This window comes from Amycolatopsis coloradensis, assembly GCF_001953865.1.
Lineage (GTDB): Bacteria > Actinomycetota > Actinomycetes > Mycobacteriales > Pseudonocardiaceae > Amycolatopsis > Amycolatopsis coloradensis.
This window is the reverse complement of the sequence record NZ_MQUQ01000020.1, coordinates 110,545-133,397: the sequence shown is the minus strand read 5'-3', so window position 1 is coordinate 133,397 and position 22,853 is coordinate 110,545. Positions and strand designations below refer to the sequence as shown.

Below are 22,853 nucleotides of genomic sequence, written 5' to 3'. Positions count from 1 at the left end.
GGCGTAGCTCTTCGTTCTCGTACGAGCCGTCCGCGTAGCCGGTTACTATTCGGCCGCACAGACGGCACTTGTGCGAAAAGAGGTAACCGGACGATGCAGGCCCGAGGACGCGCCGTCCTCGCGACACTTCTGCTCGTGGCGTTCCCAGTGGTGGTCGTCGCGGTGGGTGTCGCCAGTGTGCTGGCGGGCCTGCGGATCCCGGGCAAGACCGGCTTGTACGTCATGTTCGCCGGCCTCGCGATGATGATCGCGCTCGGTTTCGGGCTGGTGAGCGCGCTGCGCGCGCGGCGTCCCCCGATCGAGGGCCCGCGGCTGGACCGCGACGCCCATCCGGCGCTGTGGGAGATGATCGACGACCTCGCCGCCCAGGTGAAGACCCGTCCGCCGGACGAGGTCGTGCTGATCGGCGAGATCAACGCGGCGGTCACCGAGGACGCCCGGTTCCTCGGCCTGCGGCCGGGCCGCCGCACGCTGCTGATCGGGTTGCCGTTGCTGGCGGCGCTGAGCGTCAGCGAACTGCGTTCGGTGCTCGCGCACGAACTCGGCCACTACAGCGGCGGCCACACCCGTCTGCTCGCGCTGACCTACCGCGGCACCCAGACGCTCGCCTTCACCGTCGACAGGCTGGACGGCGGCCCCGCCAGGGCCCTGCTCTCCGCGTATTCGAAGCTGTACCTCCTGGTCGCGCGGTCGGCGAACCGGCGGCAGGAACTGCAGGCCGACGAGGCGTCGGTGCTCGCGGCGGGAAGCCGGACGGCGGCCGCGGCACTGCGGAAGGTCGCGACGCTGGCCCCGCTCTGGAAGGACTACTCCGAGCGTTACGTCTCGCTCGGCGTGGCGGCGCGGCGCACTCCCGCGGTGCTGCTGGGCTTCCGCTCGTACCTCAACCACCCGGTCCAGCGCGCCTGGGTGACCGAGTACGCCGAAGACATCCTCGACGGCGAAGAGCTGTCGAAGTTCGACAGTCATCCGCCCACGAAGCGGCGGATCGCCGCGCTGGCCGGGGTGCCGGACAACCCGGTGAAGCCGGACGCGCGGCCGGGCTGGTCGCTGCTGGGGGCGCCGAAGGTCGACGTCCCCGAGGCGGAACTGGACGTGCTGATCCGCGACGTCGGGCCGCGCGCGGACTGGGACGAGGTCGTCAAACGCGCCGGCCGGGCATCGGTGGCGGCGGGAGCGAGGCTGCTGACCTCGGCCGGGATCGAGAGCAGGCTGGCGCCGCGAGGCACGGTCGGCGAGGTCGTCCGGGTCCTGCGTGACGGCGACGCCGACGCGCTCGCCAAACCCCTGCGCGCCCCGTCCCGCGAAGAGGGCCGTCACCTGCTGACCGAGCTGTTCGCCGACACCGTCACCGCCGCGATGATCGACAACGGCGTCGCCGCGCATCGCCTGAACTGGGGCGGCGGCTGGGAGCTGTGCCTCGGCGACGGCGAGCCGTTCGACGTCGCCGAACTGGTCGGCCCGGCCGTGGCGAGCCCGCGCGCGGTCGACGAACTGGTCCGCGACCTGCAACTGCTGAACGTGCCCGCAGGCTACTTCTGCAAGCAGGAGCCCGAACGGGAGGCGGATCCCGCCGAAGCCCGGATGCTCGGGATGTTCACCGCCTTGAAGGCCAACCGGAAGCTCTACGACCTGATCGTCTGCGACACCGAAGTGGTCTTGCTGCCGATGGCGCGTTCAGTGCTGCTCCGCCGCGGCGTCGCCGGGCTCATCGGAGCACGCGGGGTGTCGGACCGCAAACGGATCCGGAAGCTGCGGGAACGCGGCCTCGACGACCTCCGCGCCGAGCCGGGCGCGCGACGGATCCCGTTCACGGACATCGTCGCGGGCGGTTTCCCCCGCCGGAAGCTCACCGCCTACCTGACGATGGAACTCTCCGACGGCGAGACGCTGGACCTGGCGATCACCGGCAACACCGAGGACTTCGGGACCGCCCACGACGAACTGAAGGCGTTCTTCAGCTCGCTGAAGGCTTGACCCCCACGCCACCGAGGCTCAGGTGGTTCAGGTCGGTCAGCGGAGCGAGACGCGGGCCCTCCGGCCACCATTCGTGCAGGTGGACGACGCCGGGCTCGAGGATCTCCAGTCCGTCGAACAGGGACACGATCTCCTCGCGGCCGCGGTGCACGGTGCGGTGCCCGGTCTCGGCCATCAGGTCGTCGAGTTTCTGCGCGAGCGCGCCGCCCGCGCCGTCACCGGGGGTGAAGTCGTGGGTGATCAGCACGTACGACCCCGGTGCGATCGCGTCGGTGTACGCGCGGACGATCGCCCGTGCCTCGCCGAGGTCTTCGATGTGGTGCAGCACCGAGTTCAGGATCACCGCGACCGGACGGTCGAGTTCGAGGTGCTCGGTGACCACCGGATCGCCGAGGGTCTGTTCGGGGTCGGTCAGGTCCGCGCCGCTGACGTGGACGAGGTGGTCCTCCAGCAGCGCCAGCCCGTGCGCCTGGACGACCGGGTCGTGGTCGACGTAGACGACCAGCGCGTCCGGGTTGTACCGCTGCGCCGACTGGTGCGTGTTCTCCGCCGTGGGCAGACCCGAGCCGAGGTCGAGGAACTGGTCGATACCGCGGGCACCGGCGAGGAACCGGACGACCCGGTTGGCCCAGGATCGGAACTCCTTCGCCATCGCGGCGGAGTCGGGGGCGAGCGCGAGCAGATCCGCGACCGCCCGCCTGTCGACCTCGTAGTAGTCGTGTCCGCCGAGAAGCGCGTCCTTCATCCGGGCGAGATTGGGCTTGCTGTAGTCGAGGGGAAGCGGGCGCCTCGGAACAGACCGGACCTCGTCCGAAGCCATGGACACGTTCCACCCTTCAGCCGTGCACGGCCCGCGCGAACGCGTTCCACGGCTCCCTCGACATCGACGGACAGTACACAGGTTACGACATGGCGTGTAGCAAAGTGAACCTCCCCAAGGGCCTTGCCCACCTGCGGTGATCAGGTGTGCGAGTAGCGTCGCGTCACCCGAAAGTGAGTTCACGCCAGGTGAGACCGCCGTCGGTGGTGCGGTAGACGGCCGATCCGCCCTCGGCGTCGGGCAGCCCGTCGACCACCACCCCGACGCGTTCGTCCGGGAAGTCGAGGTCGTTGAGGCAGACCCCGCGGCTGCTGAGGACCGTCGTCGTCCAGGTCGCCCCGCCGTCACCCGTGCGGTGGAGGAATCCGGTGCCGCCACCCTCCGCCGCGACGGTCGCCACCGCGGGCGACGCGGCACTGAAACTCTGGTTGATCCCGAGCGTGGGCCCTTGCGCCGTTCCGGTGAACCGCTCGCCGAGCTTCGGCGCCCACCACAACCGCCGGACGGTCGCCCCCGGCTGCGGCGATCCCGGCCCCCCACTGCACAGGGCGGGCACACGCCCCTGCCGGACCCCGCTCAACAAAGCCGAGCTGTCCGCCGGGCAGGGTGGCGGCGCGGCCGCGAAGGTCAGGCCGTCGGACGACGTCCAGTACTTCTGGACCCGGTGGTCCGATCCCATCGAGACCTGGATCCCGCCGCTGGTGGCGATGTCGCCGTAGGTCGTGGAGCCGGTGACGGTGAACCCCGGGACGGGCAGGAGGATCCGGGTGCCCGCGAGCCCGGCGTACAGCGTCGTCGTCGACGGCTCACCGAAACCGGTGACCATGGCGAACACACGCGGTCCGGATTCGGTGATTTTCGAAATATGGAAGGGTTCCCGGACCCCGGCGAGCCGGACGCGGGACCAGGTGCCGCCGCCGTCGTGGCTGGCGAGCAGCCGGGTGCCGTCGGAGAGGAAGGCGTCGCGTTCGTCGATCACGGTGAGCTTGACCTGGTTGTGGTTGTCCGGCAACGAGATCGGCGGGGTGCCGACCCGCCGCCACCGCTTCCCGCCGTCGGCCGTCGACAACAGGGACGCACACCATCCCGGTTTCCCGCACGGCGAGAACCCCAGGACGAATCCGCGCAGCGGACCGGTCCAGCTCGTCGACGCGGGGCCGAAACCCCGGGGTACCAACGAATCGGCGGCGGCGGGCGGAGTGATGACGGCCAGGGCGGTCAAGGCGATGGCGGTGAGCGCGGCCCACCGGTTCGGCTTCATGGTCACGAGACGTCCGGCCCCCTCGGGGGTTGCCCGCCGTTCGGGGTGAACCTGCGGCTCACGTCCGGTACGCTCACGAACCTTGTTTCACCCGGAGCCGGACCGGGTATACGGCGTTCGGCCGGTGAGACGGAGGTAGCACCGATGGACGACGCGGATTCGCGCGCTGGCGGTGACGAAGACCTCGATGCCGGGACCACCCAACGCCGGTTCAGCCTGAACGTCCACGACCCGGATCACCTGCCGCGCAAACTCGACGGCCGGTACGAGGTCGGGGATTTGCTCGGCCGCGGCGCGACCGCTCGCGTCTTCCGCGCCCGAGACCTGCTCGAACAGCGCGAGGTCGCGCTGAAACTGTTCCACGCGGACACGATGATCCGTGACGAGCGCCGCCGTGATCAGGAGATCCAGACCCTCAGCGTGGTCCGTCATCCCGGGCTCGTCCCGTTGTACGACGCGGGCTCCGACGACGGCTACACCTACCTCACGATGCGGTTGGTCGAGGGGCCGAATCTGGCCCAGCGCCTGCGTTCCGGCCCGCTCTCCCCGGACGAGGTCGTCGACCTGGCGGCCCTGCTGTCCGACGCGCTCGCGCACGTCCACGCGCACGGCATCACCCACCGCGACCTGAAACCGGCGAACATCCTGCTGGCCGACGAGGGTCCGCTGATCGGCGATTTCGGGGTCGCGCACGCCTTCGACGCGACCAGGGTGACCGAGACCGGCGGCGTGGTCGGCACGGCCGCGTACATGGCGCCCGAACAGGTCCGCGGCGAGAACGTCGGCCCGCCCGCCGACGTCTACGCGCTCGGGCTGGTGCTGCTCGAATGCCTGTCCGGGGAACGGGAGTACACCGGCACCCCGGTCGAGGCCGCGGTCGGGCGACTGCACCGGCAGCCCCGGATCCCGGCAGGCCTGTCGGTGACCATGACGACGCTGCTGCGCGGGATGACCGCGCGCAAGCCGTCCCAGCGGCCGACCGCCGCGGCGATCTCACGGATCCTGCTGGAGGACTCGACCGGGACGAAGGTGGTCCATCTCGCGCCCGCCACCCGCAAGCGGGCGGCCGTGGTCGCCGCCATCAGCGCGCCGGCCGCCGCGATCACCATCGGCGTCCTGCTGGCGGCCAACCAAACCGGGGCGCTTCCACCGGCGTGGCCTGGCGAGGTGGTTCCCCCGGCGGCGACGGGTTCGTCCGCTCCCGTGGCGGGCCAAGGACCGCCATCCTCGGAGGCCGTCGAAGTGCCCACCCGCGGCACGGTGGCACCGCGCGGCACGGTCGTGGTGACCGAGGCCGTCCCGGTCTCCGTCACTCCGCCGGGCACCACCGGGAACGCCGGTGCCACCCCGACACCGGCCGGCACGACCGCTTCGGGCGAGCAGCCGAACAGCTCCGCGAAACCGGGCAAAAGCAAACCCAAACCACCGACGAAGAGCAGCAGGCCCGGTCATCCCGGCTGAGCGACCGCGGCCGGGATGTCCACTGTGGACGATGATGGGAGACGGCGATGAGTTACCTCAACGACCCGCGTGAGCCGCAGGAAGAGATCGTCGAGCGGACACCTGCCAGGATCCGAGCCGTACGGATCATCAACGCCCTCGTCCACGCGGTCTGCTGGATCTTCGCGCTGGTACTGATCCTGCACATCCTGCTCGTGTTCGGCGAGGCCAATCCCGGCAACGGTTTCGCGCAGCTGATCGACCAGTGGTCGCGTGGGGTTTCGCTCGGCCTGCGCAACCTGTTCACCCCGGACGGTCCCAAACTGCGCACCCTGCTCAACGACGGCCTCGCCGCCTTGCTGTGGCTGATCATCGGCGGCGTGGTGACCGACCTGGTCTCGCGGATCGGCCTTCCCGGCCCGCGACGGGTCTGGTACCGGCGAACACTCAGTTGAGCGAGCCCGGGTTCCCCGGCGGGACTTCACCGGCGCCCTCGGCCTGCTCGGCCGGGGCGCCGGTGTCCTCCACCGCGACCTCCACCGCCTGCGCGGCGGGCCGCCCGGACTCCGGCTCGGTGTCGAAATGCTCACGGCACCAGCGGCCGTAGCGTCTCGAATGCACGGTCATCGTGGCACCTCCCTCTCCCCCACCACGATCCCTCAATCATGTGACGCGCGCCACTTGTTTCCCCCGGCTCATTTGCCGAATTCCGTCACGATCGCGGCACAGAACGCGGGCAGGTCGCCGGGGTCGCGGCTGGAGATCAGGCCGTTGTCGTTGACGACCTCCTGGTCGACGACCGTGCCGCCGGCGTTGCGGATGTCGGTGCGGATACTGGGATACGACGTGAGCGTGCGGCCGCGGACGACGTCGGCCTCGACCAGCGTCCATGGCCCGTGGCAGATGACCCCGACCGGTTTGCCGCTGTTCACGAAGTCGCGGACGAAGCGGACCGCGTTCTCGTCGGCTCGCAGATTGTCCGGGTTCATCGTGCCGCCGGGGAGTACGAGCGCGTCGAAGTCGTCGACCGTGACATCCTTGACGACCCGGTCCACGGTGAACTTGTCCGCCTTGTCGATGTCGCCGTTCATGGCCTGGATCTCGCCGGATTCCAGCGAGACGACCTCGGCCGTCGCCCCGGCGTCGGTGACCGCTTTGCGCGGTTCGACCAGTTCGACCTGTTCCACGCCGTCCGCGGCGAGAATGGCCACGCGGCGCCCGTTCAGCGATGTCGTCATCGGATTTCCCTCCTGTGACTCGTCTTCCGTCCCCGGATTACCCCAGCGCGCATTCGCCGAACCATGGGGTATGAACCGGCGTCACAGCGGGTATCAGTCCTCATGAGACTTCGGCGAGCGGATCTGGGGTCCCCCGGCATCCGGAGGCGGCGCAGAGGTCGGGGCATCGGTTACCTGACCCCGGACGGCGAGCCGCTGCGGGACAAGGAAGCGATCGAGCGGATCAACCAGCTGGCGATCCCGCCGGCGTGGCGGCACGTGTGGATCTCGCCGTACGACAACGCGCACATCCAGGCGGTCGGCGTGGACGACGCCGGGCGGAAGCAGTACCTCTATCACCCCGAATGGCGACGAGCCCGGGACGAGGAGAAACACGAGCGCGTCCTCGCGCTGGCACGGAAACTGCCCAAACTGCGCGAGGCGGTCCGGGGAGACCTCGACACGCGCGGCCTCCGCCGCGAACGGGTGCTCGCCGGCGCGTTGCGCATGATCGACCTGGGTGTCTTCCGCACCGGCGGGGAGAGCTACGCCGAGGAGCACGGCACTCATGGAGTGGCGACGTTGCTGTGCGAACACGTCGAACTCCGCGGCGAATGCCTGGTCTGCGACTATCCGGCGAAGCACGGGATCCAGCGCAAGATCCGGTTGCGGGACGAGAGCCTGGTGCGGCTCGTCCGGTCACTGCGCCGGGCACGGGGTGGCGAGGTGCGCCTGCTCGCCTATCGCAACGGCGACGGCTGGCACGAGGTCAGGGCGGACGACATCAACGAACGGCTCAAGGAACTCGTGGGCGAGGGCTTCACCGCGAAGGATCTGCGGACGTGGAACGCCACCGTACTCGCCGCGTCCGCCTTCGCCGGCCTGGAGAAGCCGTCCAGTCAACGCGGCATGAAACGGGTCGAGAAGAGCGTGATGACCCAAGTCGCCGAGGGCCTCGGCAACACGCCCGCCGTCGCGCGGAATTCCTATGTGGACCCTCGTGTGATCACGGCGTACCACGAGGATCGGACCATCGAGCGCGCGGCGCGACGAGCGGAGAAGACGGCCGATCCCACCGAGGCCCGCGACATCGTGGAACGGGCGGTGGTGCGTTTACTGGGCGGGTCTTGACGCCTCGATGGCGAGGACGGCGATGTCGTCGTGCGTCCCGCTGCCGAGCCAGTCCCGCACCGCGGACCGGACCCGGCCGACGATCTCACGTCCGGACAGTCCCCGGCAGCCGGTCAGCAGTTCGCGCAGCCGCTCGTCGCCGAAGAGGTCCGACGGCCGCTCGTGGTGGCGTGCCTCGGTGATCCCGTCGGTGTAGAGCAGGCAGACGTCCCCTTCGGCCAGCCGGACGGCCGTCTCGGCGAAGCGGGCCTGCGGGGAGATCCCGACCAGGGTGCCGGGCAAGGTGATCTCGTCGACCCCGCCGTGGCGGCGCACCACCAGCGGCGCGGGATGCCCGCCGGAAGCCAAGGTGACGCCGAGACCGTCTTCGGCCGCCTGCACCGAACCGAGCACCAGCGTGGCGAACCGGCCGCTGCCGCCGGTGATGAGCAGGGAGTTGAGCCTGCTCAGCAACGTCGTGTTGTCGCGTTCGACGAGGTTGAGCGCGGCCAGGGTCTGCCGGACCCTGCCGGTGAGCGCGGCCGCCTCGGCGCCCTTGCCGCAGACGTCACCGAGGACGAACATCGCGCCGCCTTCCTCACGCGGCAGGACGTCGTAGAAGTCGCCGCCGACGTCGAGCAGCCCGGCGGACGGCTCGTACCAGACGTCGAACTTGACGCCGGGGACCTCCGGCGGCGGGGTCGGGCGCAGCGTGGTCTCCAGGCCGCGGGTGGCCTCTTCCTGGCGGGCGTAGCGGTGCGCGTTCGCCAGCGCGGTCCCGGCCGCGCGGGCGAACTCGGCCACCGCGCGCGGGTGGTCGTCGCCGAAGGCGGGCCCGCCACGCCTGCCGAGCACGACGGCGCCGGTGACCCCGGCGCCGCCGTCGAGTCCCAGCGAGACCACGGTGACCGACGAATGGACCGCGAGCCGCCCCGCGACGACCGTGGGCAGCGTCGCGATCTCCTCCTCCGGGACCACCTTGGCCTCGGGTTCCCCGGTGGCGGCGAAAGTTCCGGCGAGCACCGGCGCCAGCTGGGCCGGTACCCGGCGGATGCGGCCGTGCCCGTGGTTGGTGCGGTGGTCGCAACTCCACCACTCCCACCGGCCGCGAGTGGTCGGCAGCAGGACGAACACGCAGTCGGCGAGTTCGGCCGCGGCGACCTCGGCGATCACCTTCGCCGTCCCGTGCCGCCCCCGTGCGGAGGCCAGCCGCGGCGCCGAAGCGGCGAGGAAGCCGTCCACGCGCGGGCCGTCGGCCGCGACCGGGGAGATCACCGTCCACGCGTGCCAGCCGCCGGGCAGCGTCCGGATCCGCGCGGGGAACCGGCGGCCGGTGTGCTCGACATGGCCGACGTCGGGTCCTTCGGCGGTCAGCACCGGGCGGCCACCGCCGAACAGCGCACGGGCGGCCGGGTTCGACCAGCGCAGCGCGCCGTCGACGTCCTGCACGAGCACCGCGTCACGCACGTCTTCGAGCAGCTCGCGCCAGAACCTCCCGGATTCCGGTAGCGCCCCCTCGCTCGTCGTGGGCGACGACTCCGAGGGGAGCGCCGTCGAGGCCGGGGCCGGCCGTGACACCATTCCCGGACCTCCTCCTGCCTGGCGGGTAGCGCAGTGTGAGCGGGCGGACTGGCTCGAAGTGTAGGTCGAATCATGGCACGCTGATGCGACGACCATGGCTTGGGCATGCGTGGTGGAGAGGGTCGACACAGATGACACAGCACTCCCGAAGGGACCGGATCCCCGTGGAAGGTGGTGGCGGCCAGGTGGACGAAGCGACCCTGGAACGCCTGCTCTCGGCGGCCCGTGACCTCGGGGACGGCAACTTCCGGCGGCGGTTCGTGGCGCACGGCGACGGGCTCACCGCCCAGCTCGCCGTCGCCTTCAACGACATCGCCGAACGCAACCAGCGGCTGGTGGCCGAACTCCTGCGCGTCCGCGAGGCGGTCGGCAAGGAAGGCAGGCTGACCGAGCGCGTCGCGGCCGAGATCGGCCCCGGCGGCTGGGCCACCGCGGTCGACGTGGTCAACGGGCTGATCGAGGACGTGAGCAGGCCCACAGCCGAGCTCAACCGGGTCCTCGGCGCGGTCGCCGAGGGCGATCTGTCCGAGCCGATGCCCCTGGAGGTCGGCGGGCGGCCGTTGCAGGGTCAGTTCGCCGAAGTGGCGAAGACGGTCAACGGCCTGATCAAGCAGCTTTCCCGGTTCGCGACCGAGGTCACCAGAGTGGCCCGCGAGATCGCCACCGAAGGCCGTCTCGGCGGCCAGGCCGAGGTCCCTGGTGTGGCGGGCACCTGGCGTGATCTGACCGACAACGTCAACGTCATGGCCAGCAACCTGACCGACCAGGTCCGCAACATCGCCCAGGTGACCACCGCGGTGGCACGGGGTGACCTGACCCAGAAGATCAACGTCGACGCGCGCGGCGAGATCCTGGAACTCAAGAACACCGTCAACATCATGGTCGACCAGCTCTCGGCCTTCGCCGACGAAGTCACGCGGGTCTCGCGTGAGGTGGGTAGCGAAGGCCGTCTCGGCGGCCAGGCGCAGGTCCCCGGCGCGGCGGGCACGTGGCGCGACCTCACCGACTCGGTGAACCTGATGGCGGACAACCTGACCGACCAGGTCCGCAACATCGCCCAGGTGGCGACGGCGGTGGCCAAGGGCGACCTGTCACAGAAGATCAACGTCGACGCCAAGGGCGAGATCCTCGAACTCAAGAACACGCTGAACACCATGGTGGACCAGCTGTCGTCGTTCGCCGACGAAGTCACCCGCGTCGCCCGCGAGGTCGGCAGCGAAGGCCGTCTCGGCGGCCAGGCGACCGTGCCGGGCGTCGCCGGGACGTGGCGCGGGCTCACCGACTCGGTGAACCAGATGGCGGACAACCTGACCGACCAGGTCCGCAACATCGCCCAGGTCACCACCGCCGTCGCGAAGGGCGACCTGACGCAGAAGATCACGGTCGACGCGCGTGGCGAGATCCTCGAACTGAAGACGACCGTCAACACGATGGTCGACCAGCTCTCGTCGTTCGCCGACGAGGTCACGCGGGTGGCTCGCGAGGTCGGCACGGAAGGTCAGCTCGGCGGGCAGGCGCAGGTGCCCGGGGTCGCCGGGACCTGGCGCGACCTCACCGGGTCGGTCAACTTCATGGCGAACAACCTCACCGCGCAGGTCCGCAACATCGCCCAGGTGGCGACGGCGGTGGCCAAGGGCGACCTGTCGCAGAAGATCGCCGTCGACGCCAAGGGCGAGATCCTCGAACTCAAGAACACGCTGAACACCATGGTGGACCAGCTGTCGTCGTTCGCCGACGAGGTCACCCGGGTCGCCCGCGAGGTCGGCAGCGACGGGCGGCTCGGCGGCCAGGCGCAGGTCCCCGGCGTGGCCGGGACGTGGAAGGACTTGACCGACAACGTCAACTTCATGGCGAACAACCTGACCGACCAGGTCCGCAACATCGCCCAGGTCACCACCGCCGTCGCGAAGGGCGACCTGACCCAGAAGATCATCGTCGACGCGCGCGGCGAGATCCTGGAGCTCAAGAACACCGTCAACATCATGGTCGACCAGCTCTCGGCCTTCGCCGACGAAGTCACCCGGGTCTCCCGCGAGGTCGGTACCGAAGGCAAACTCGGCGGCCAGGCACAGGTGCGCGGCGTCGCCGGGACCTGGAAGGACCTCACCGACAACGTCAACGTCATGGCCGACAACCTCACCGACCAGGTGCGCAGCATCGCCACGGTGACGACGGCGGTGGCGAACGGCGACCTGTCGAAGAAGATCGCGATCGACGCGCAGGGTGAGGTCGCCGTCCTCGCCGAGACGATCAACAGCATGGTCGAGACGCTGCGCGCGTTCGCCGACGAGGTCACGCGAGTGGCGCGCGAGGTCGGCACCGAGGGCATCCTCGGCGGCCAAGCCCGCGTCCCGAACGTGGCGGGCACGTGGAAAGCCTTGACGGACAACGTGAACGTCATGGCCGACAACCTGACCGGCCAGGTCCGCAGCATCGCGACCGTGACCACCGCGGTGGCGCAAGGCGATCTGTCGAAGAAGATCGACATCGACGCGCGCGGCGAGATCCTGGAACTCAAGACGACCATCAACACGATGGTCGACCAGCTGTCGTCGTTCGCCTCCGAGGTCACCCGGGTTGCGCGCGAGGTGGGCACGGACGGCACGCTCGGCGGCCAGGCGGAGGTCCCCGGCGTCGCCGGCACGTGGTCGCGGCTGACCGAGAGCGTGAACCAGCTGGCCGGGAACCTGACCACCCAGGTGCGGGCGATCGCGCAGGTGGCCACCGCGGTGACCGCGGGCGATCTGACCCGGCACATCACCGTCGACGCGTCCGGGGAGGTAGCCGAACTCAAGGACAACATCAACCAGATGATCGCGAACCTGAAGGAGACCACCCGCGCCAACCGCGAACAGGACTGGCTCAAGACCAACCTGGCCCGGCTGTCCGCGCTCATGCAAGGCCATCGCGATCTCGCTTCGGTGGCTTCGCTGATCCTGTCCGAGCTGACGCCGCTGGTGTCCGCGCAGCAGGGCGCGTTCTTCCTCGCCCGCGAGGACGAGCGGGAAGAGACCGTCCTGGAGAGCATCGCCACCTACGGGCTGGCGAAATCCCAAGCGGGCCTTCGGTTCTCCCCCGGTGAGTCGCTCATCGGCCAGGCCGCCGTCGACCGCCGCACGATCCTGGTCCACGAGGCCCCGCCGGAGTACGCGCTCATCTCGTCGGGCCTCGGCTCGGCCGCGCCGGTGAACGTGATCGTGCTGCCGGTGCTGTTCCAGGGCGAGGTGCTCGGCGTGCTGGAACTGGCGACGATCAACGCGTTCAGCACCGTTCACATCGACCTGCTGGAGCAGCTGAAGGAGACCATCGCGGTCAACGTCAGCACCATCCAGTCCAACTCGCGCACCGAGGCGCTGCTGACCGAATCCCAGCGCCTGGCACAGGAACTGCGCGCGCGATCCGAGCAGTTGCAGGCGCAGCAACGGGAACTGCGCCGGTCCAACACGGATCTGGCGGAGAAGGCGGCACTGCTGGCGCAGCAGAACCGCGACATCGAGGTCAAGAACAGCGAGATCGAGCAGGCACGGCAGGAACTCGAAGAGCGCGCCGGGCAGCTGACCATGGCGTCGCAGTACAAATCCGAGTTCATGGCTAACATGTCGCACGAGCTGCGGACCCCGCTCAACAGCGCGCTGATCCTGGCGAAACTGCTTTCGGAGAACCCGGACGGGAACCTGTCGGAGAAGCAGATCCAGTTCGCGCGGACGATCTACTCGGCGGGCAGCGACCTCCAACAGCTGATCAACGACATCCTCGACATGGCCAAGGTCGAGGCCGGGCATCTCGATCTGCAGATGTCCGACGTCACGCTGCCGGAGCTGGTCGAGTACGTCGAATCGATCTGCAGGCCGCTGACCTCGGACAAGGGCCTGGAGTTCGCCGTCCTGATCGACCCGCCGGTGCCGTCGTCGATCCACACCGACGAACACCGTGTGCAGCAGGTGCTCCGGAACCTGCTGTCCAACGCGGCGAAGTTCACCGACGAGGGCGGCGTCCGCCTGCACATCCGGATGGCCGACGCGGGCGAAGTGGAAGCCGAATCGCTCCGCCAAGCCCCCGGCGTCCTCGCGTTCGCCGTCGAAGACACCGGAATCGGCATCGCGCCGGACAAGCTCGCGATCATCTTCGACGCGTTCCGCCAGGCCGACGGCACCACCAGCCGCAAGTACGGCGGCACCGGGCTGGGCCTGTCGATCAGCCAGCAGCTGACGGAACTGCTCGGCGGCGAACTCCGGGTCCGCAGCGAACCCGGCAAGGGCAGCACGTTCACCCTGTTCCTGCCGGTGAGCGCGTCGAACCTGATCGTCCCGACCACCCAGGCGAGTGGTGTCCCGCTGATCATGGCCGTCCCGCAGGTGATCCCGGTGACCCCGGCACTGCGGTTCCACGGTGAGAAGATCCTGATCGTCGACGACGACCTCCGCAACGTCTTCGCACTGGCCGCCGTCCTGGAACGCAACGGCCTGGACGTGATCTACGCCGAGACCGGCGTCGGGGGCATCCGGGCTCTGGAACGGCACGAGGACACCGCGCTGGTCCTGATGGACGTGATGATGCCCGAACTGGACGGCAACGCCACGATCACCGCGATCCGCGCCGAAGCCGCGCACGAAGACCTGCCCGTGATCGCCGTCACCGCGAAGGCGACCGCGGAGGACAAGGCGCGGACACTGGCTTCGGGAGCGGACGACTACGTGACCAAGCCTGTCGACACCGACAAGCTGCTGGACCTGATCGCGGTGCACCTGGAAGCGGATGCCGCCTCCAGCGGCCTCGCGCAGGCCGTTGTCCCTGCGGACACTTCGGACTGAGGCCGCGCGCGGTCTCGCCCCGTGAGTGGTAAGGACGGTTTTAACCGTCGCTACCACTCACGAGACCCGCTGCGGTTCGGCACCCTGGTCGCCCGAGGTACGTGAAGGTCCCCTTGCTTGCGCCTAGGTACAGGAAGGGGGCCTTCACGTAGTCGTCGCCGGGGCTCGTGAGGGTGCTGAGGCTAAGAGTGCTGTTCTGGGCGAGTGAGGGGAACTTTGAGGGACCCTGGGTCCCTCAAGAAGTCCTTCACGGGCACCGCGGCCACTCGCCCCACGACGGCGTCGGCCAGGTCTGTCTTGAAGGCCCCCTTTGAGACGTTGAGCGTCTCAAAGGTGGCCTTCAAGACACCCGGACTTCGATCCCGAACATGAAAGAACCCGCAGGCCAGAGTGCCTGCGGGTCTCGTTCGAAGCGGTGGAGCGGGTGACGGGAATCGAACCCGCGTAGCTAGTTTGGAAGACTAGGGCTCTACCATTGAGCTACACCCGCGTGCCCCCGGAGGACCCGGGTGCGAAAACAGCTTAGCGTGACCCGCTAGGCTGTGTGCACACCCCCCGGCAAGATCGGGGAAGTCACGGGATGTGGCGCAGCTTGGTAGCGCATTCGCTTTGGGAGCGAAGGGTCGCAGGTTCAAATCCTGTCATCCCGACTCGATGAGGCCGGACCCGCGGGTCCGGCCTTCTTCGATTCGGCAACCGGCCCGTCGGGCAGGATGAAGACCATGAAGATCCGTCCCGCGCTCACCGCCGACGCTCCCGCCGTGACCGCGCTGCTCGCCGAGCTGGGCTATCCGGACAACAGCGAGGCCGACGTGCGCCGCCGGCTCGAACGCTGGTCCTGTCATCCCGAGGGTGCCGCGCTCGTCGCCGAATCGGACGGCACCGTGGTCGGCGTCGTCGCGGTGGTGGTGATCCCGCTTTTCGAGAAGGAAGGCGCCGCCGGACGGATCGTGGCCTTGGTGGTGAACGAAACCCAGCGCGGTACGGGGGTCGGACGCGAGCTGGTCGCCGCGGCCGAGACGGAGGCGCTGCGATGGGGCTGCACCGCCATGGAGGTCACCAGTTCCCGCCACCGGACCGGCGCGCACGCCTTCTACCGGGCACGGGGATACGAAGACCGCTGTGAACGCAGCGCCCGGTTCGTCCGCTACCTGGACGCCTGACCTGCTCCCGGATGCTGAGAGCCCTAGGCCCGCCGACACCCGCTTGCGAACATCGGCACCGTGACCGGCAGGCGAAGCGCCAGTGCCAGCGCGGTGCTCCGCGTGGTGCTGGACGAAGGGGCGATAGCGCGCAGCACCATCGCGCGCCGCACCGGGCTGTCCGCGGCGGCCGTCACGGGGCATGTGGCGGAGCTGATGCACCGCGGTTTCCTCACCGAGCTGCCCGAGGTGGCAGGCGCGGTCGGGAGGCCGCATGTGCCGGTGGACCTCGACACCGGGCGGTTCGTGGTGTGCGGCGCGCATGTCGCGGTCGAGAATCTCACCGTCGGGTTGCTCGACCTGCGCGGGAAAGTGCTGGCACAGCAGGAAGTACCGCATCATGGCGCGGAGCCCGCGGTGCAGGTCGCGCAGATCGCGGAGTTGCTCGACGACCTCTTGATCGGGCACGCGCCGGAGCGGACGCCGCTCGGGCTGGGGGTGGCGACCGGCGGGTGGGTCGACGAGGCTTCCGGGACGGTGGTGGAGCACGGTCTGCTCGGCTGGAGCGGGGTCCCGTTGCGCGATCTGCTCACGGAGGTCACCGGTCTCGACGTCCGGGTCGACGGGCATTCACGGGCGCTCATCCACGCCGAACGTCTTCTGGGGCAACCGAGGGCGCGTAGCAGTGTCGTGCAGTTGTTCACCGGCAACGTGGTCGACGCCGCCTTCGCCACCGGCGGCACCGTCCATCATGGTCCCCGCTCGGCGGCGGGCGCTGTCGCGCATCTGCGGGTCGACGACAGTGATGAGCCTTGCCGCTGCGGGCGGTCCGGCTGCCTGGAGGCCACGGTGTCCGAGCGCACGGTCGCGCGCAAAGCCGCCGAAGCACACCTCGTCGAAGAACCGAACTTCGCCGATGTGCTCCACTTGGCGAAATCGGGAAATCAGCGCGCGGTCACGATTTTCCATGAACGCGCACGCATAATCGGACAGGCCGCCGCCTTGCTTTTCGACGTCCTCAATCCGGAGATCCTCATCGTTCTCGACCAGAGTGTACGTGACGTCGACGGTTGCCTTTCCACCATACGGGACGAGGTCTCCCAACGGTCCTGGATCTGCCAGGACGCGGCGAAAAACGTTGTGGCATCGAGCTTTCCGGGTACCGAGCTGGCGACGGCGGGTGGCGCCGTCATGCTGAACGCACTGTACGAAGATCCGCTTTTCACGAGGCTCGCCAACGCATCGTGAGCCGGGGTTACTTCACAAAATCGCAAAATTGACGCTTTCCGCGGGGACCGCGAAGAATCTTCTTCAACGACGCGAACCCGAACGAAAGAGCCCACCGTGAAGAAACCAGTGCCCTTGATCGCCGCGCTCCTCGCCGGATTGGCGCTGTCGGGCTGCGGCGCCTCCGCGACCCCGGCGGGCGCCGCCGGACAGCCGGAGAAGCTCGAACTCCGTTACCAGGGATCGGCGAACAACGTCACCTTCCCCGAACTCGCCGAAGCCCTCGGGTACTTCGGCCCGGTCAAGCTCAAGTGGGTCGGCAACACGATCAGCGGGCCGCAGGACATCCAGTCCGCCGCGACCGACCAGACCGATTTCGGCGGCGCCTTCACCGGCGCGGTCGTCAAACTCGTCGACGCCGGCGCCCCGATCAAGGCCGTCGTCAACTACTACGGCTCCGACGAGAAGACCTTCTTGGGCTTCTACGTCAAGGAAGACAGCCCGATCCGCACCCCGCGTGACCTGATCGGCAAGAAGGTCGGCGTCAACACCGTCGGCGCGAACCTCGAGGCCGCGCTCGACACCTGGCTCAAGCGCAACGGCCTCTCCGACGCCGAGATCGACCAGGTCCAACTGGTCGTCCTGCCGCCGATCAACACCGAACAGGCCCTGCGCAACGGCCAGATCGACGTCGCCGCGCTCAACGGCGTGCTCCAGGACCGCGCGGTCGCCGTCGGCGGTCTGCGCCCTGTCGTCAAGGACGTCGAAGCCTTCGGCCCCTACAACGGCGGGCCGTACGTGCTGCGGAACGACTTCATCAAGAAGTACCCGGAGACCACGAAGACCTTCGTCACCGGGGTGGCCAAGGCGATCGAATGGGCGCGCACCACGTCCCGCGACGAGGTGATCGCCCGGTTCACCAAGATCATCCAGGACCGCGGCCGCAACGAGAACACCGAAACGCTCAAGTACTGGAAGAGCCCGGGCGTCACCAAGGGCGGGCTGATTTCCGACAACGACTACACGCTCTGGACGGACTGGCTCAAGCGGTCCGGGTTCATCAAGAACGACCAGGTCGACCTGAAGAAGCTCTACACCAACGAATTCAACCCCTTCCGCGAAGGCGGTGGCGTATGACCGCCAAGATCGCCCTCCGTTCGGTCACCAAGACCTTCGGCGCCCTGACCGCGCTCGACGACGTCTCCCTCGACATCGAGGACGGCACGTTCCTGTCCCTCGTCGGGCCCAGCGGTTCCGGCAAATCGACGCTGCTCGACCTGCTCGGCGGCCTCGCCTCCCCCACCTCCGGCGAGGTCCTGATCGACGGGAAGCCCGTCACCGGGCCGGGGCTGGACCGCGGTGTGGTGTTCCAGCAGTACGCGCTGTTCCCGTGGCGCACCGCCCGCGCCAACGTCGAATTCGGGCTCGAAGGCGGCACGCTGAACAAACGCCGCCGCGCCGAACGGGCGCGGGAATTCCTCGACCTGGTCGGGCTTTCCGGTTTCGAGGACCATCTCCCCCACCAGCTTTCCGGTGGCATGAAGCAACGCGTCGCGATCGCGAGGAGCCTCGCCTACGACCCCGACGTCCTGCTGATGGACGAGCCGTTCGCCGCTTTGGACTCGCAGACCCGCGAGCTGCTGCAGGAAGAACTGCGGCGGATCTGGACGCGCACCGGCAAGACCATCGTGTTCATCACCCACAGCATCGAAGAAGCCGTCTATTTAGGACAGAGGGTCGCGGTGCTGACGTCGCGGCCGGGCAGGCTCAAGGACGTCGTCGACATCGACCTCGGCGACCGCTCGAACGACGACCTGCGCTCGGCTCCCGCGTTCGTGGCGCACCGGCACCGGTTGTGGGAACTCCTGCACGACGAGATCCGGAGGGCCGCTTGATGACCGCGACACTCGAAGCGCCGACAGTCCACACTGGACCAAAGGCGGCCGGGCAACGACGCAAGAAGACGAACTGGCTGAGCAAAGGCTTCCGCGGTTCCGCCGCGATCCTGCTGTTCCTCGCCGTCTGGGAATTCGCTCCCCGCTTCGTACTCGACGAAGGCACGAAGACCTTCCTTCCGCCGCTGTCGGAGGATCTCGTCGCACTCTGGGAGCTGATCCTCAACGGCCAGCTCGCCGACCATCTGCTGGCGAGCCTCGGCCGGTCCGCCGCCGGGTTCGTGATCGCGGTCGCCGTCTCGGTCCCGCTCGGGTTGCTGATCGCCTGGTACCGGCCGCTCGCGGAGTTCCTGAACCCGTTGCTGGAACTGGCCCGCAACACCGCCGCGCTCGCACTGCTGCCGGTGTTCACGCTCCTGCTCGGCATCGGCGAGGTGTCCAAGATCGCGCTGATCGGCTACGCCTGCGTCTGGCCGGTGCTGCTCAACACGATCGCCGGGGTCAACACCGTGGATCCCTTGCTGGTCAAGGCCGCGCGCTCACTCGGACTGTCGAATCCGAGCCTGTTCCGGAAGGTGATCCTGCCGTCTGCGGTGCCGACCATCTTCACCGGGATCCGGATGGCGGCGGCGTATTCGATCCTCATCCTGATCGCCGCCGAAATGGTCGGCGCCAAGGCCGGGCTCGGCTATCTGATCAACAACTCCCAGGTCAACTTCCAGATCCAGCAGATGTACGCCGCGATCATCACGGTGTCCGTGCTCGGGCTGGCCATCAACGCGGGCTTCGTCGCACTGGAGCGGCGGTTCTCCACCTGGCGTGTCAAGGAGAAGGCATGAACTCGCCGAAGAAAGAGTTGCACCTCAACGCTTTCGTGATGCCGAACGGCCATCACGAGGCCGCCTGGCGGCATCCGAGCACGGATCCGCACCGGGCCGCGACGCTGAAGCACTATGTCGACATCGCGCGCACGGCGGAGCGCGGCAAGCTGGATTCGCTGTTCCTCGCCGACGGTGTCGCGTTGTGGGGCAACGTCCGCTACAACTCGCACACCCTGTTCGAGCCGCTGACGCTGCTTTCGGCACTGGCGGGCGCCACCGAGCGCATCGGCCTGATCGCCACCGCGTCGACCACCTACAACGAGCCGTACCACCTGGCCAGGAAGTTCGCGTCGCTCGACCATCTCAGCGGCGGGCGCGCGGGCTGGAACATCGTGACGTCGGCAGGCGAGGACGAAGCCCGCAACTTCAATCTCGACGCCCGGCCGGCGCACGCGCTGCGTTACGAGCGCGCCACCGAATTCGTCGAGGTGGCAAGGAAACTCTGGGACAGCTGGGACGACGACGCGGCCGTGATCGACAAGGCGAGCGGGGTCTACGCCGACACCGGCCGCATCCGCCCGATCGACCACGACGGCCCGCATTTCCAGGTGCGCGGCCCGCTGAACATCCCGCGTCCGGTGCAGGGCCACCCTTTGCTGGTCCAGGCGGGTTCTTCGGAAACCGGCAAGGAGTACGCGGCGCGCTTCGCCGAGGCGGTGTTCACCGCGCAGCAGACTTTCGCCGAGGGCAAGGCTTTCTACGACGACGTCAAGGGCAGGCTCGCGAAGTACGGCCGTTCGCCGGACGAGATCAAGATCCTGCCCGGGATCAGCCCGATCCTCGGCCGCACCGAGGCCGAGGCGAAGGAACGCGAGGCCGAACTCAACGCCCTCATCACACCCGCGTACGGCGTGCGGCAGCTGTCGAACATGCTCGACCACGACCTCACGCCGTATCCGCTCGACGGTCCGCTGCCGGACGTCGGCACGTTCACCGAAGGCGCGCAGAGCCGGTTCGAGCTGGTCACCGGGCTGGCGAGGCGCGAGAACCTGACCATCCGCCAGCTCATCGAACGGCTCGCGGGCGGGCGCGGGCACCGCGTTTTCGCCGGCACCGCCACGCAGGTCGCGGACCAGCTGGAGCACTGGTTCACCGAAGGCGCCGCGGACGGCTTCAACGTCATGCCGCCGACGCTGCCCGGTGGTCTCGAGGACTTCGTCGACCTCGTGGTGCCGGAACTCCGGCGACGCGGCCTGTTCCGCACCGAGTACACCGCCACGACTTTGCGCGGCCACTACGGCCTCGCCCGTCCAGTCAACCGGATCCCAGTGAAGGAGCACGCCGCATGACCGCCCTCAACACCCAGGTCGAGGTCCGCAAGATCACCGGCAGGATCGGCGCCCAGGTCATCGGCGTCGACCCGGCCAAGGACCTCGACACCACGACCGTCGCGTTCCTGACCGACGCCCTGCACGAGCACAAGGCACTCGTCTTCCGTGACGTCGACCTCGACGACGCGAGCCAACAGCGCTTCGCCGGGAACTTCGGCGAGCTGACGAAAGCGCATCCGACCGTGCCCTCGGTCGACGGCGAGCCCGCCATCCTGCCGGTCGACAGCGAGCAGGGCCGCGCGAACCAGTGGCACACCGACGTCACCTTCGTGCACAACCCGCCGAAGGCCAGCACGCTGCGCAGCCTGATCGTGCCGCCCTACGGTGGCGAAACGCTGATTGCCAACTCGGCCGCCGCCTACCGCGATCTGCCGGAGCCACTGCGGGCGTTCGCGGACACGCTGCGCGCCGAGCACACCAACGACTACGACTACGCGAAGGCGCCGGAAACCCTCGACGAGGCGGAGCAGGAGCGCCGGAAGGTGTTCGTCTCGCGGAAGTTCCGCACGGTCCACCCCGTGGTGCGGGTGCATCCGGTGACCGGGGAACGCGGGCTGTACATCGGTGGGTTCGCGCAGCGGATCATCGGGCTGTCCAAGGGCGAGTCGCGGGACGTCCTGCGGCTGCTCCAGTCCTACGTGACGCGGCCGGAGAACGTCGTCCGGGTGACCTGGGAGCCGGACCAGCTGGTGTTGTTCGACAACCGCATCACCCAGCACTACGCCGTCGACAACTACGACGACCTGCCCCGGCGCCTGAACCGGGTGACCGTGGCGGGCGACGTCCCGGTGGGCATCGACGGCGTGGCGAGCGAATCCCTCGAAGGCGACGCTTCGCACTACTCCCCCGTCGCCTGACGACCGCGGTGCGGTAAGACTGGCGTCGTGAAGGACGATCGTCAGGTGGAAGCGCTCCTGAGGGAGCTGGCCCCGCAGGTCATCGGGTCGATGGTGCGCAAGCACGGGCAGTTCGACGCCTGCGAGGACGCCGTCCAGGAGGCCCTGCTCTCGGCCGCGCGGCAATGGCCGGAGCAGGGCGTCCCGGACAGCCCGAAGTCCTGGCTCACGACAGTCGCTTCACGGCGTCTGGTCGACGAGTGGCGCAGCGAAAGCGCCCGCCGCCGTCGCGAAGAGAACGCCGCGGTGATGGACCTGGCCCCGTCGACGGTGTCCGAATCGGACGACACGCTCACCGTGCTTTTCCTGTGCTGTCACCCTTCCCTGTCCGCGCCGTCGCAACTCGCGCTCACCCTGCGCGCGGTCGGCGGCCTGACCACCGGCGAGATCGCGACCGCTTTCCTGGTCCCGGAATCGACGCTGGCCCAGCGGATCAGCCGTGCGAAACAGACGATCAAGAAGGCGGGCGCGGAGTTCGTCCTGCCGCCGTCCGCCGAACTCGCCGAACGGCTCCGCGTCGTCCTTCACGTGCTGTACCTGATCTTCAACGAGGGCTACACCACCAGCGGCGGCCCCGACCTGCACCGCGCCGACCTGACCGCCGAGGCGATCCGGTTGACCCGGTTGCTCCGGCGGCTCATGCCCGGCGAGGACGAGGTCACCGGCCTGCTCGCGCTCATGTTGCTGACCGACGCCCGCCGCGCCGCCCGCGCCGGCGACGACGGCTCGCTCATCCCCCTCGCCGATCAGGACCGCTCGCTCTGGAACGCCGACGTCATCGCCGAAGGGGTCTCGCTGGTGAGCGCGGCGCTGGAAGCGGGCCCGGTCGGGCCGTACCAGGTGCAGGCCGCGATCGCCGCCGTCCACAGCGAGGCGGCCACCGCGGCCGGCACCGACTGGGCACAGATCCTTGCGCTCTACGACGTCCTCGAGAAGGTCTCGCCCGGGCCGATCGTCACGCTCAACCGGGCCGTCGCGGTCGCCGAGGTCAACGGCCCGGCGGCGGGCCTCGACCTGCTCGCCACACTCGACGACGACGGCAGGATGAGCCAGACCCACCGCCTCGATTCCGTCCGCGGGCATCTGCTGGAACTGGCCGGGGACACCGGCGCCGCGCGCGAGGCCTACCTCCGTGCCGCCGGGAAGACCGCGAGCGAACCCGAAAAGCGATACCTGACCGGGCGCGCGGAGCGGCTCGGGTCCTAGATGAGTGATCCGTGAAGGACGTACGGCCGTTCAATCGGACGATTCGATCCGTAGCGTC

At 69.0% G+C, this 22,853-nt stretch carries 18 protein-coding genes and 2 tRNA genes; 14 read left to right on the top strand and 6 right to left on the bottom strand.

What is annotated here, in order from left to right; translation table 11 throughout:
• Window positions 1-135 precede the first annotated feature (135 nt).
• Complete coding sequence (locus BS329_RS33205) at window positions 136-1,977, top strand: M48 family metalloprotease (RefSeq protein WP_244197394.1); 1,842 nt, start codon at window positions 136-138, stop codon at window positions 1,975-1,977.
• Here the strand turns inward: BS329_RS33205 and BS329_RS33200 are convergent.
• Both BS329_RS33200 and BS329_RS33195 read right to left on the bottom strand, forming a co-directional pair.
• On the bottom strand, window positions 1,958-2,797 hold the full coding sequence (locus BS329_RS33200) for an SAM-dependent methyltransferase (RefSeq protein ID WP_076166083.1): 840 nt from the start codon (window positions 2,795-2,797) through the stop codon (window positions 1,958-1,960). The genes BS329_RS33205 and BS329_RS33200 overlap by 20 nt on opposite strands.
• Before the next feature lie 163 nt (window positions 2,798-2,960).
• Complete coding sequence (locus BS329_RS33195) at window positions 2,961-4,058, bottom strand: sialidase family protein (protein WP_076166613.1); 1,098 nt, start codon at window positions 4,056-4,058, stop codon at window positions 2,961-2,963.
• Window positions 4,059-4,202: 144 nt separating this feature from the next.
• On the opposite strand from BS329_RS33195, the gene BS329_RS33190 reads away from it, so the two are divergent.
• Together BS329_RS33190 and BS329_RS33185 are read left to right on the top strand one after the other, a co-directional pair.
• Window positions 4,203-5,519, top strand: coding sequence for a serine/threonine-protein kinase (locus BS329_RS33190; RefSeq protein ID WP_076166081.1), 1,317 nt, complete (start codon window positions 4,203-4,205; stop codon window positions 5,517-5,519).
• A 47-nt stretch (window positions 5,520-5,566) separates the two neighbouring features.
• Window positions 5,567-5,953: a hypothetical protein gene (locus BS329_RS33185; RefSeq protein ID WP_076166079.1), complete on the top strand. Its 387-nt coding sequence runs from the start codon at window positions 5,567-5,569 to the stop codon at window positions 5,951-5,953.
• On the opposite strand, the gene BS329_RS33180 is transcribed toward BS329_RS33185, so the two are convergent.
• Both BS329_RS33180 and BS329_RS33175 read right to left on the bottom strand, forming a co-directional pair.
• Window positions 5,946-6,125, bottom strand: a complete 180-nt coding sequence (locus BS329_RS33180) for a hypothetical protein (protein ID WP_076166076.1) — start codon at window positions 6,123-6,125, stop codon at window positions 5,946-5,948. The genes BS329_RS33185 and BS329_RS33180 overlap by 8 nt on opposite strands.
• A 68-nt stretch (window positions 6,126-6,193) precedes the next feature.
• Window positions 6,194-6,736: a type 1 glutamine amidotransferase domain-containing protein gene (locus tag BS329_RS33175; protein WP_076166073.1), complete on the bottom strand. Its 543-nt coding sequence runs from the start codon at window positions 6,734-6,736 to the stop codon at window positions 6,194-6,196.
• A 102-nt stretch (window positions 6,737-6,838) separates the two neighbouring features.
• On the opposite strand from BS329_RS33175, the gene BS329_RS33170 reads away from it, so the two are divergent.
• Window positions 6,839-7,846, top strand: coding sequence for a DNA topoisomerase IB (locus BS329_RS33170; RefSeq protein WP_076166071.1), 1,008 nt, complete (start codon window positions 6,839-6,841; stop codon window positions 7,844-7,846).
• Here the strand turns inward: BS329_RS33170 and BS329_RS33165 are convergent.
• A complete protein-coding gene (locus tag BS329_RS33165) occupies window positions 7,829-9,406 on the bottom strand; it encodes a PP2C family protein-serine/threonine phosphatase (protein WP_076166068.1) in 1,578 nt (525 codons plus the stop codon). The two genes, BS329_RS33170 and BS329_RS33165, sit on opposite strands and share 18 nt — an antisense overlap.
• 185 nt (window positions 9,407-9,591) lie before the next feature.
• Here BS329_RS33165 and BS329_RS33160 point away from each other — a divergent pair, with 185 nt between their 5' ends.
• Entirely contained in the window at window positions 9,592-14,217 is a 4,626-nt protein-coding gene (locus tag BS329_RS33160) for a HAMP domain-containing protein (RefSeq protein WP_143253297.1), read from the top strand.
• Between the two features lie 416 nt (window positions 14,218-14,633).
• On the opposite strand, the gene BS329_RS33155 is transcribed toward BS329_RS33160, so the two are convergent.
• Window positions 14,634-14,707, bottom strand: a tRNA-Gly gene (locus tag BS329_RS33155).
• Window positions 14,708-14,793: 86 nt separating this feature from the next.
• On the opposite strand from BS329_RS33155, the gene BS329_RS33150 reads away from it, so the two are divergent.
• The 9 genes from BS329_RS33150 (at window position 14,794) to BS329_RS33110 (ending at window position 22,795) form a co-directional block, all read left to right on the top strand.
• A tRNA-Pro gene (locus BS329_RS33150) sits at window positions 14,794-14,867 on the top strand.
• A 72-nt stretch (window positions 14,868-14,939) separates the two neighbouring features.
• Complete coding sequence (locus tag BS329_RS33145) at window positions 14,940-15,380, top strand: GNAT family N-acetyltransferase (protein WP_076166063.1); 441 nt, start codon at window positions 14,940-14,942, stop codon at window positions 15,378-15,380.
• A 60-nt stretch (window positions 15,381-15,440) separates the two neighbouring features.
• Window positions 15,441-16,607 (top strand): ROK family protein, encoded by a 1,167-nt coding sequence (locus BS329_RS33140; RefSeq protein WP_076166061.1) that lies wholly within the window; start codon window positions 15,441-15,443, stop codon window positions 16,605-16,607.
• Window positions 16,608-16,703: 96 nt separating this feature from the next.
• Window positions 16,704-17,723 (top strand): ABC transporter substrate-binding protein, encoded by a 1,020-nt coding sequence (locus tag BS329_RS33135; RefSeq protein WP_076166058.1) that lies wholly within the window; start codon window positions 16,704-16,706, stop codon window positions 17,721-17,723.
• Window positions 17,720-18,481, top strand: a complete 762-nt coding sequence (locus BS329_RS33130) for an ABC transporter ATP-binding protein (RefSeq protein ID WP_076166056.1) — start codon at window positions 17,720-17,722, stop codon at window positions 18,479-18,481. Before BS329_RS33135 ends, BS329_RS33130 begins: the two co-directional genes overlap by 4 nt.
• Entirely contained in the window at window positions 18,481-19,320 is an 840-nt protein-coding gene (locus BS329_RS33125; protein ID WP_076166053.1) for an ABC transporter permease, read from the top strand. The genes BS329_RS33130 and BS329_RS33125 overlap by 1 nt, the downstream gene beginning before the upstream one ends.
• A complete protein-coding gene (locus tag BS329_RS33120; protein ID WP_076166050.1) occupies window positions 19,317-20,651 on the top strand; it encodes an LLM class flavin-dependent oxidoreductase in 1,335 nt (444 codons plus the stop codon). Before BS329_RS33125 ends, BS329_RS33120 begins: the two co-directional genes overlap by 4 nt.
• On the top strand, window positions 20,648-21,550 hold the full coding sequence (locus BS329_RS33115) for a TauD/TfdA dioxygenase family protein (RefSeq protein ID WP_076166048.1): 903 nt from the start codon (window positions 20,648-20,650) through the stop codon (window positions 21,548-21,550). The genes BS329_RS33120 and BS329_RS33115 overlap by 4 nt, the downstream gene beginning before the upstream one ends.
• A gap of 27 nt (window positions 21,551-21,577) precedes the next feature.
• The gene (locus BS329_RS33110; RefSeq protein ID WP_076166045.1) at window positions 21,578-22,795 is read left to right on the top strand and encodes an RNA polymerase sigma factor; all 1,218 of its coding nucleotides are present in this window, start codon (window positions 21,578-21,580) and stop codon (window positions 22,793-22,795) included.
• The last annotated feature ends 58 nt before the right edge of the window (window positions 22,796-22,853 follow it).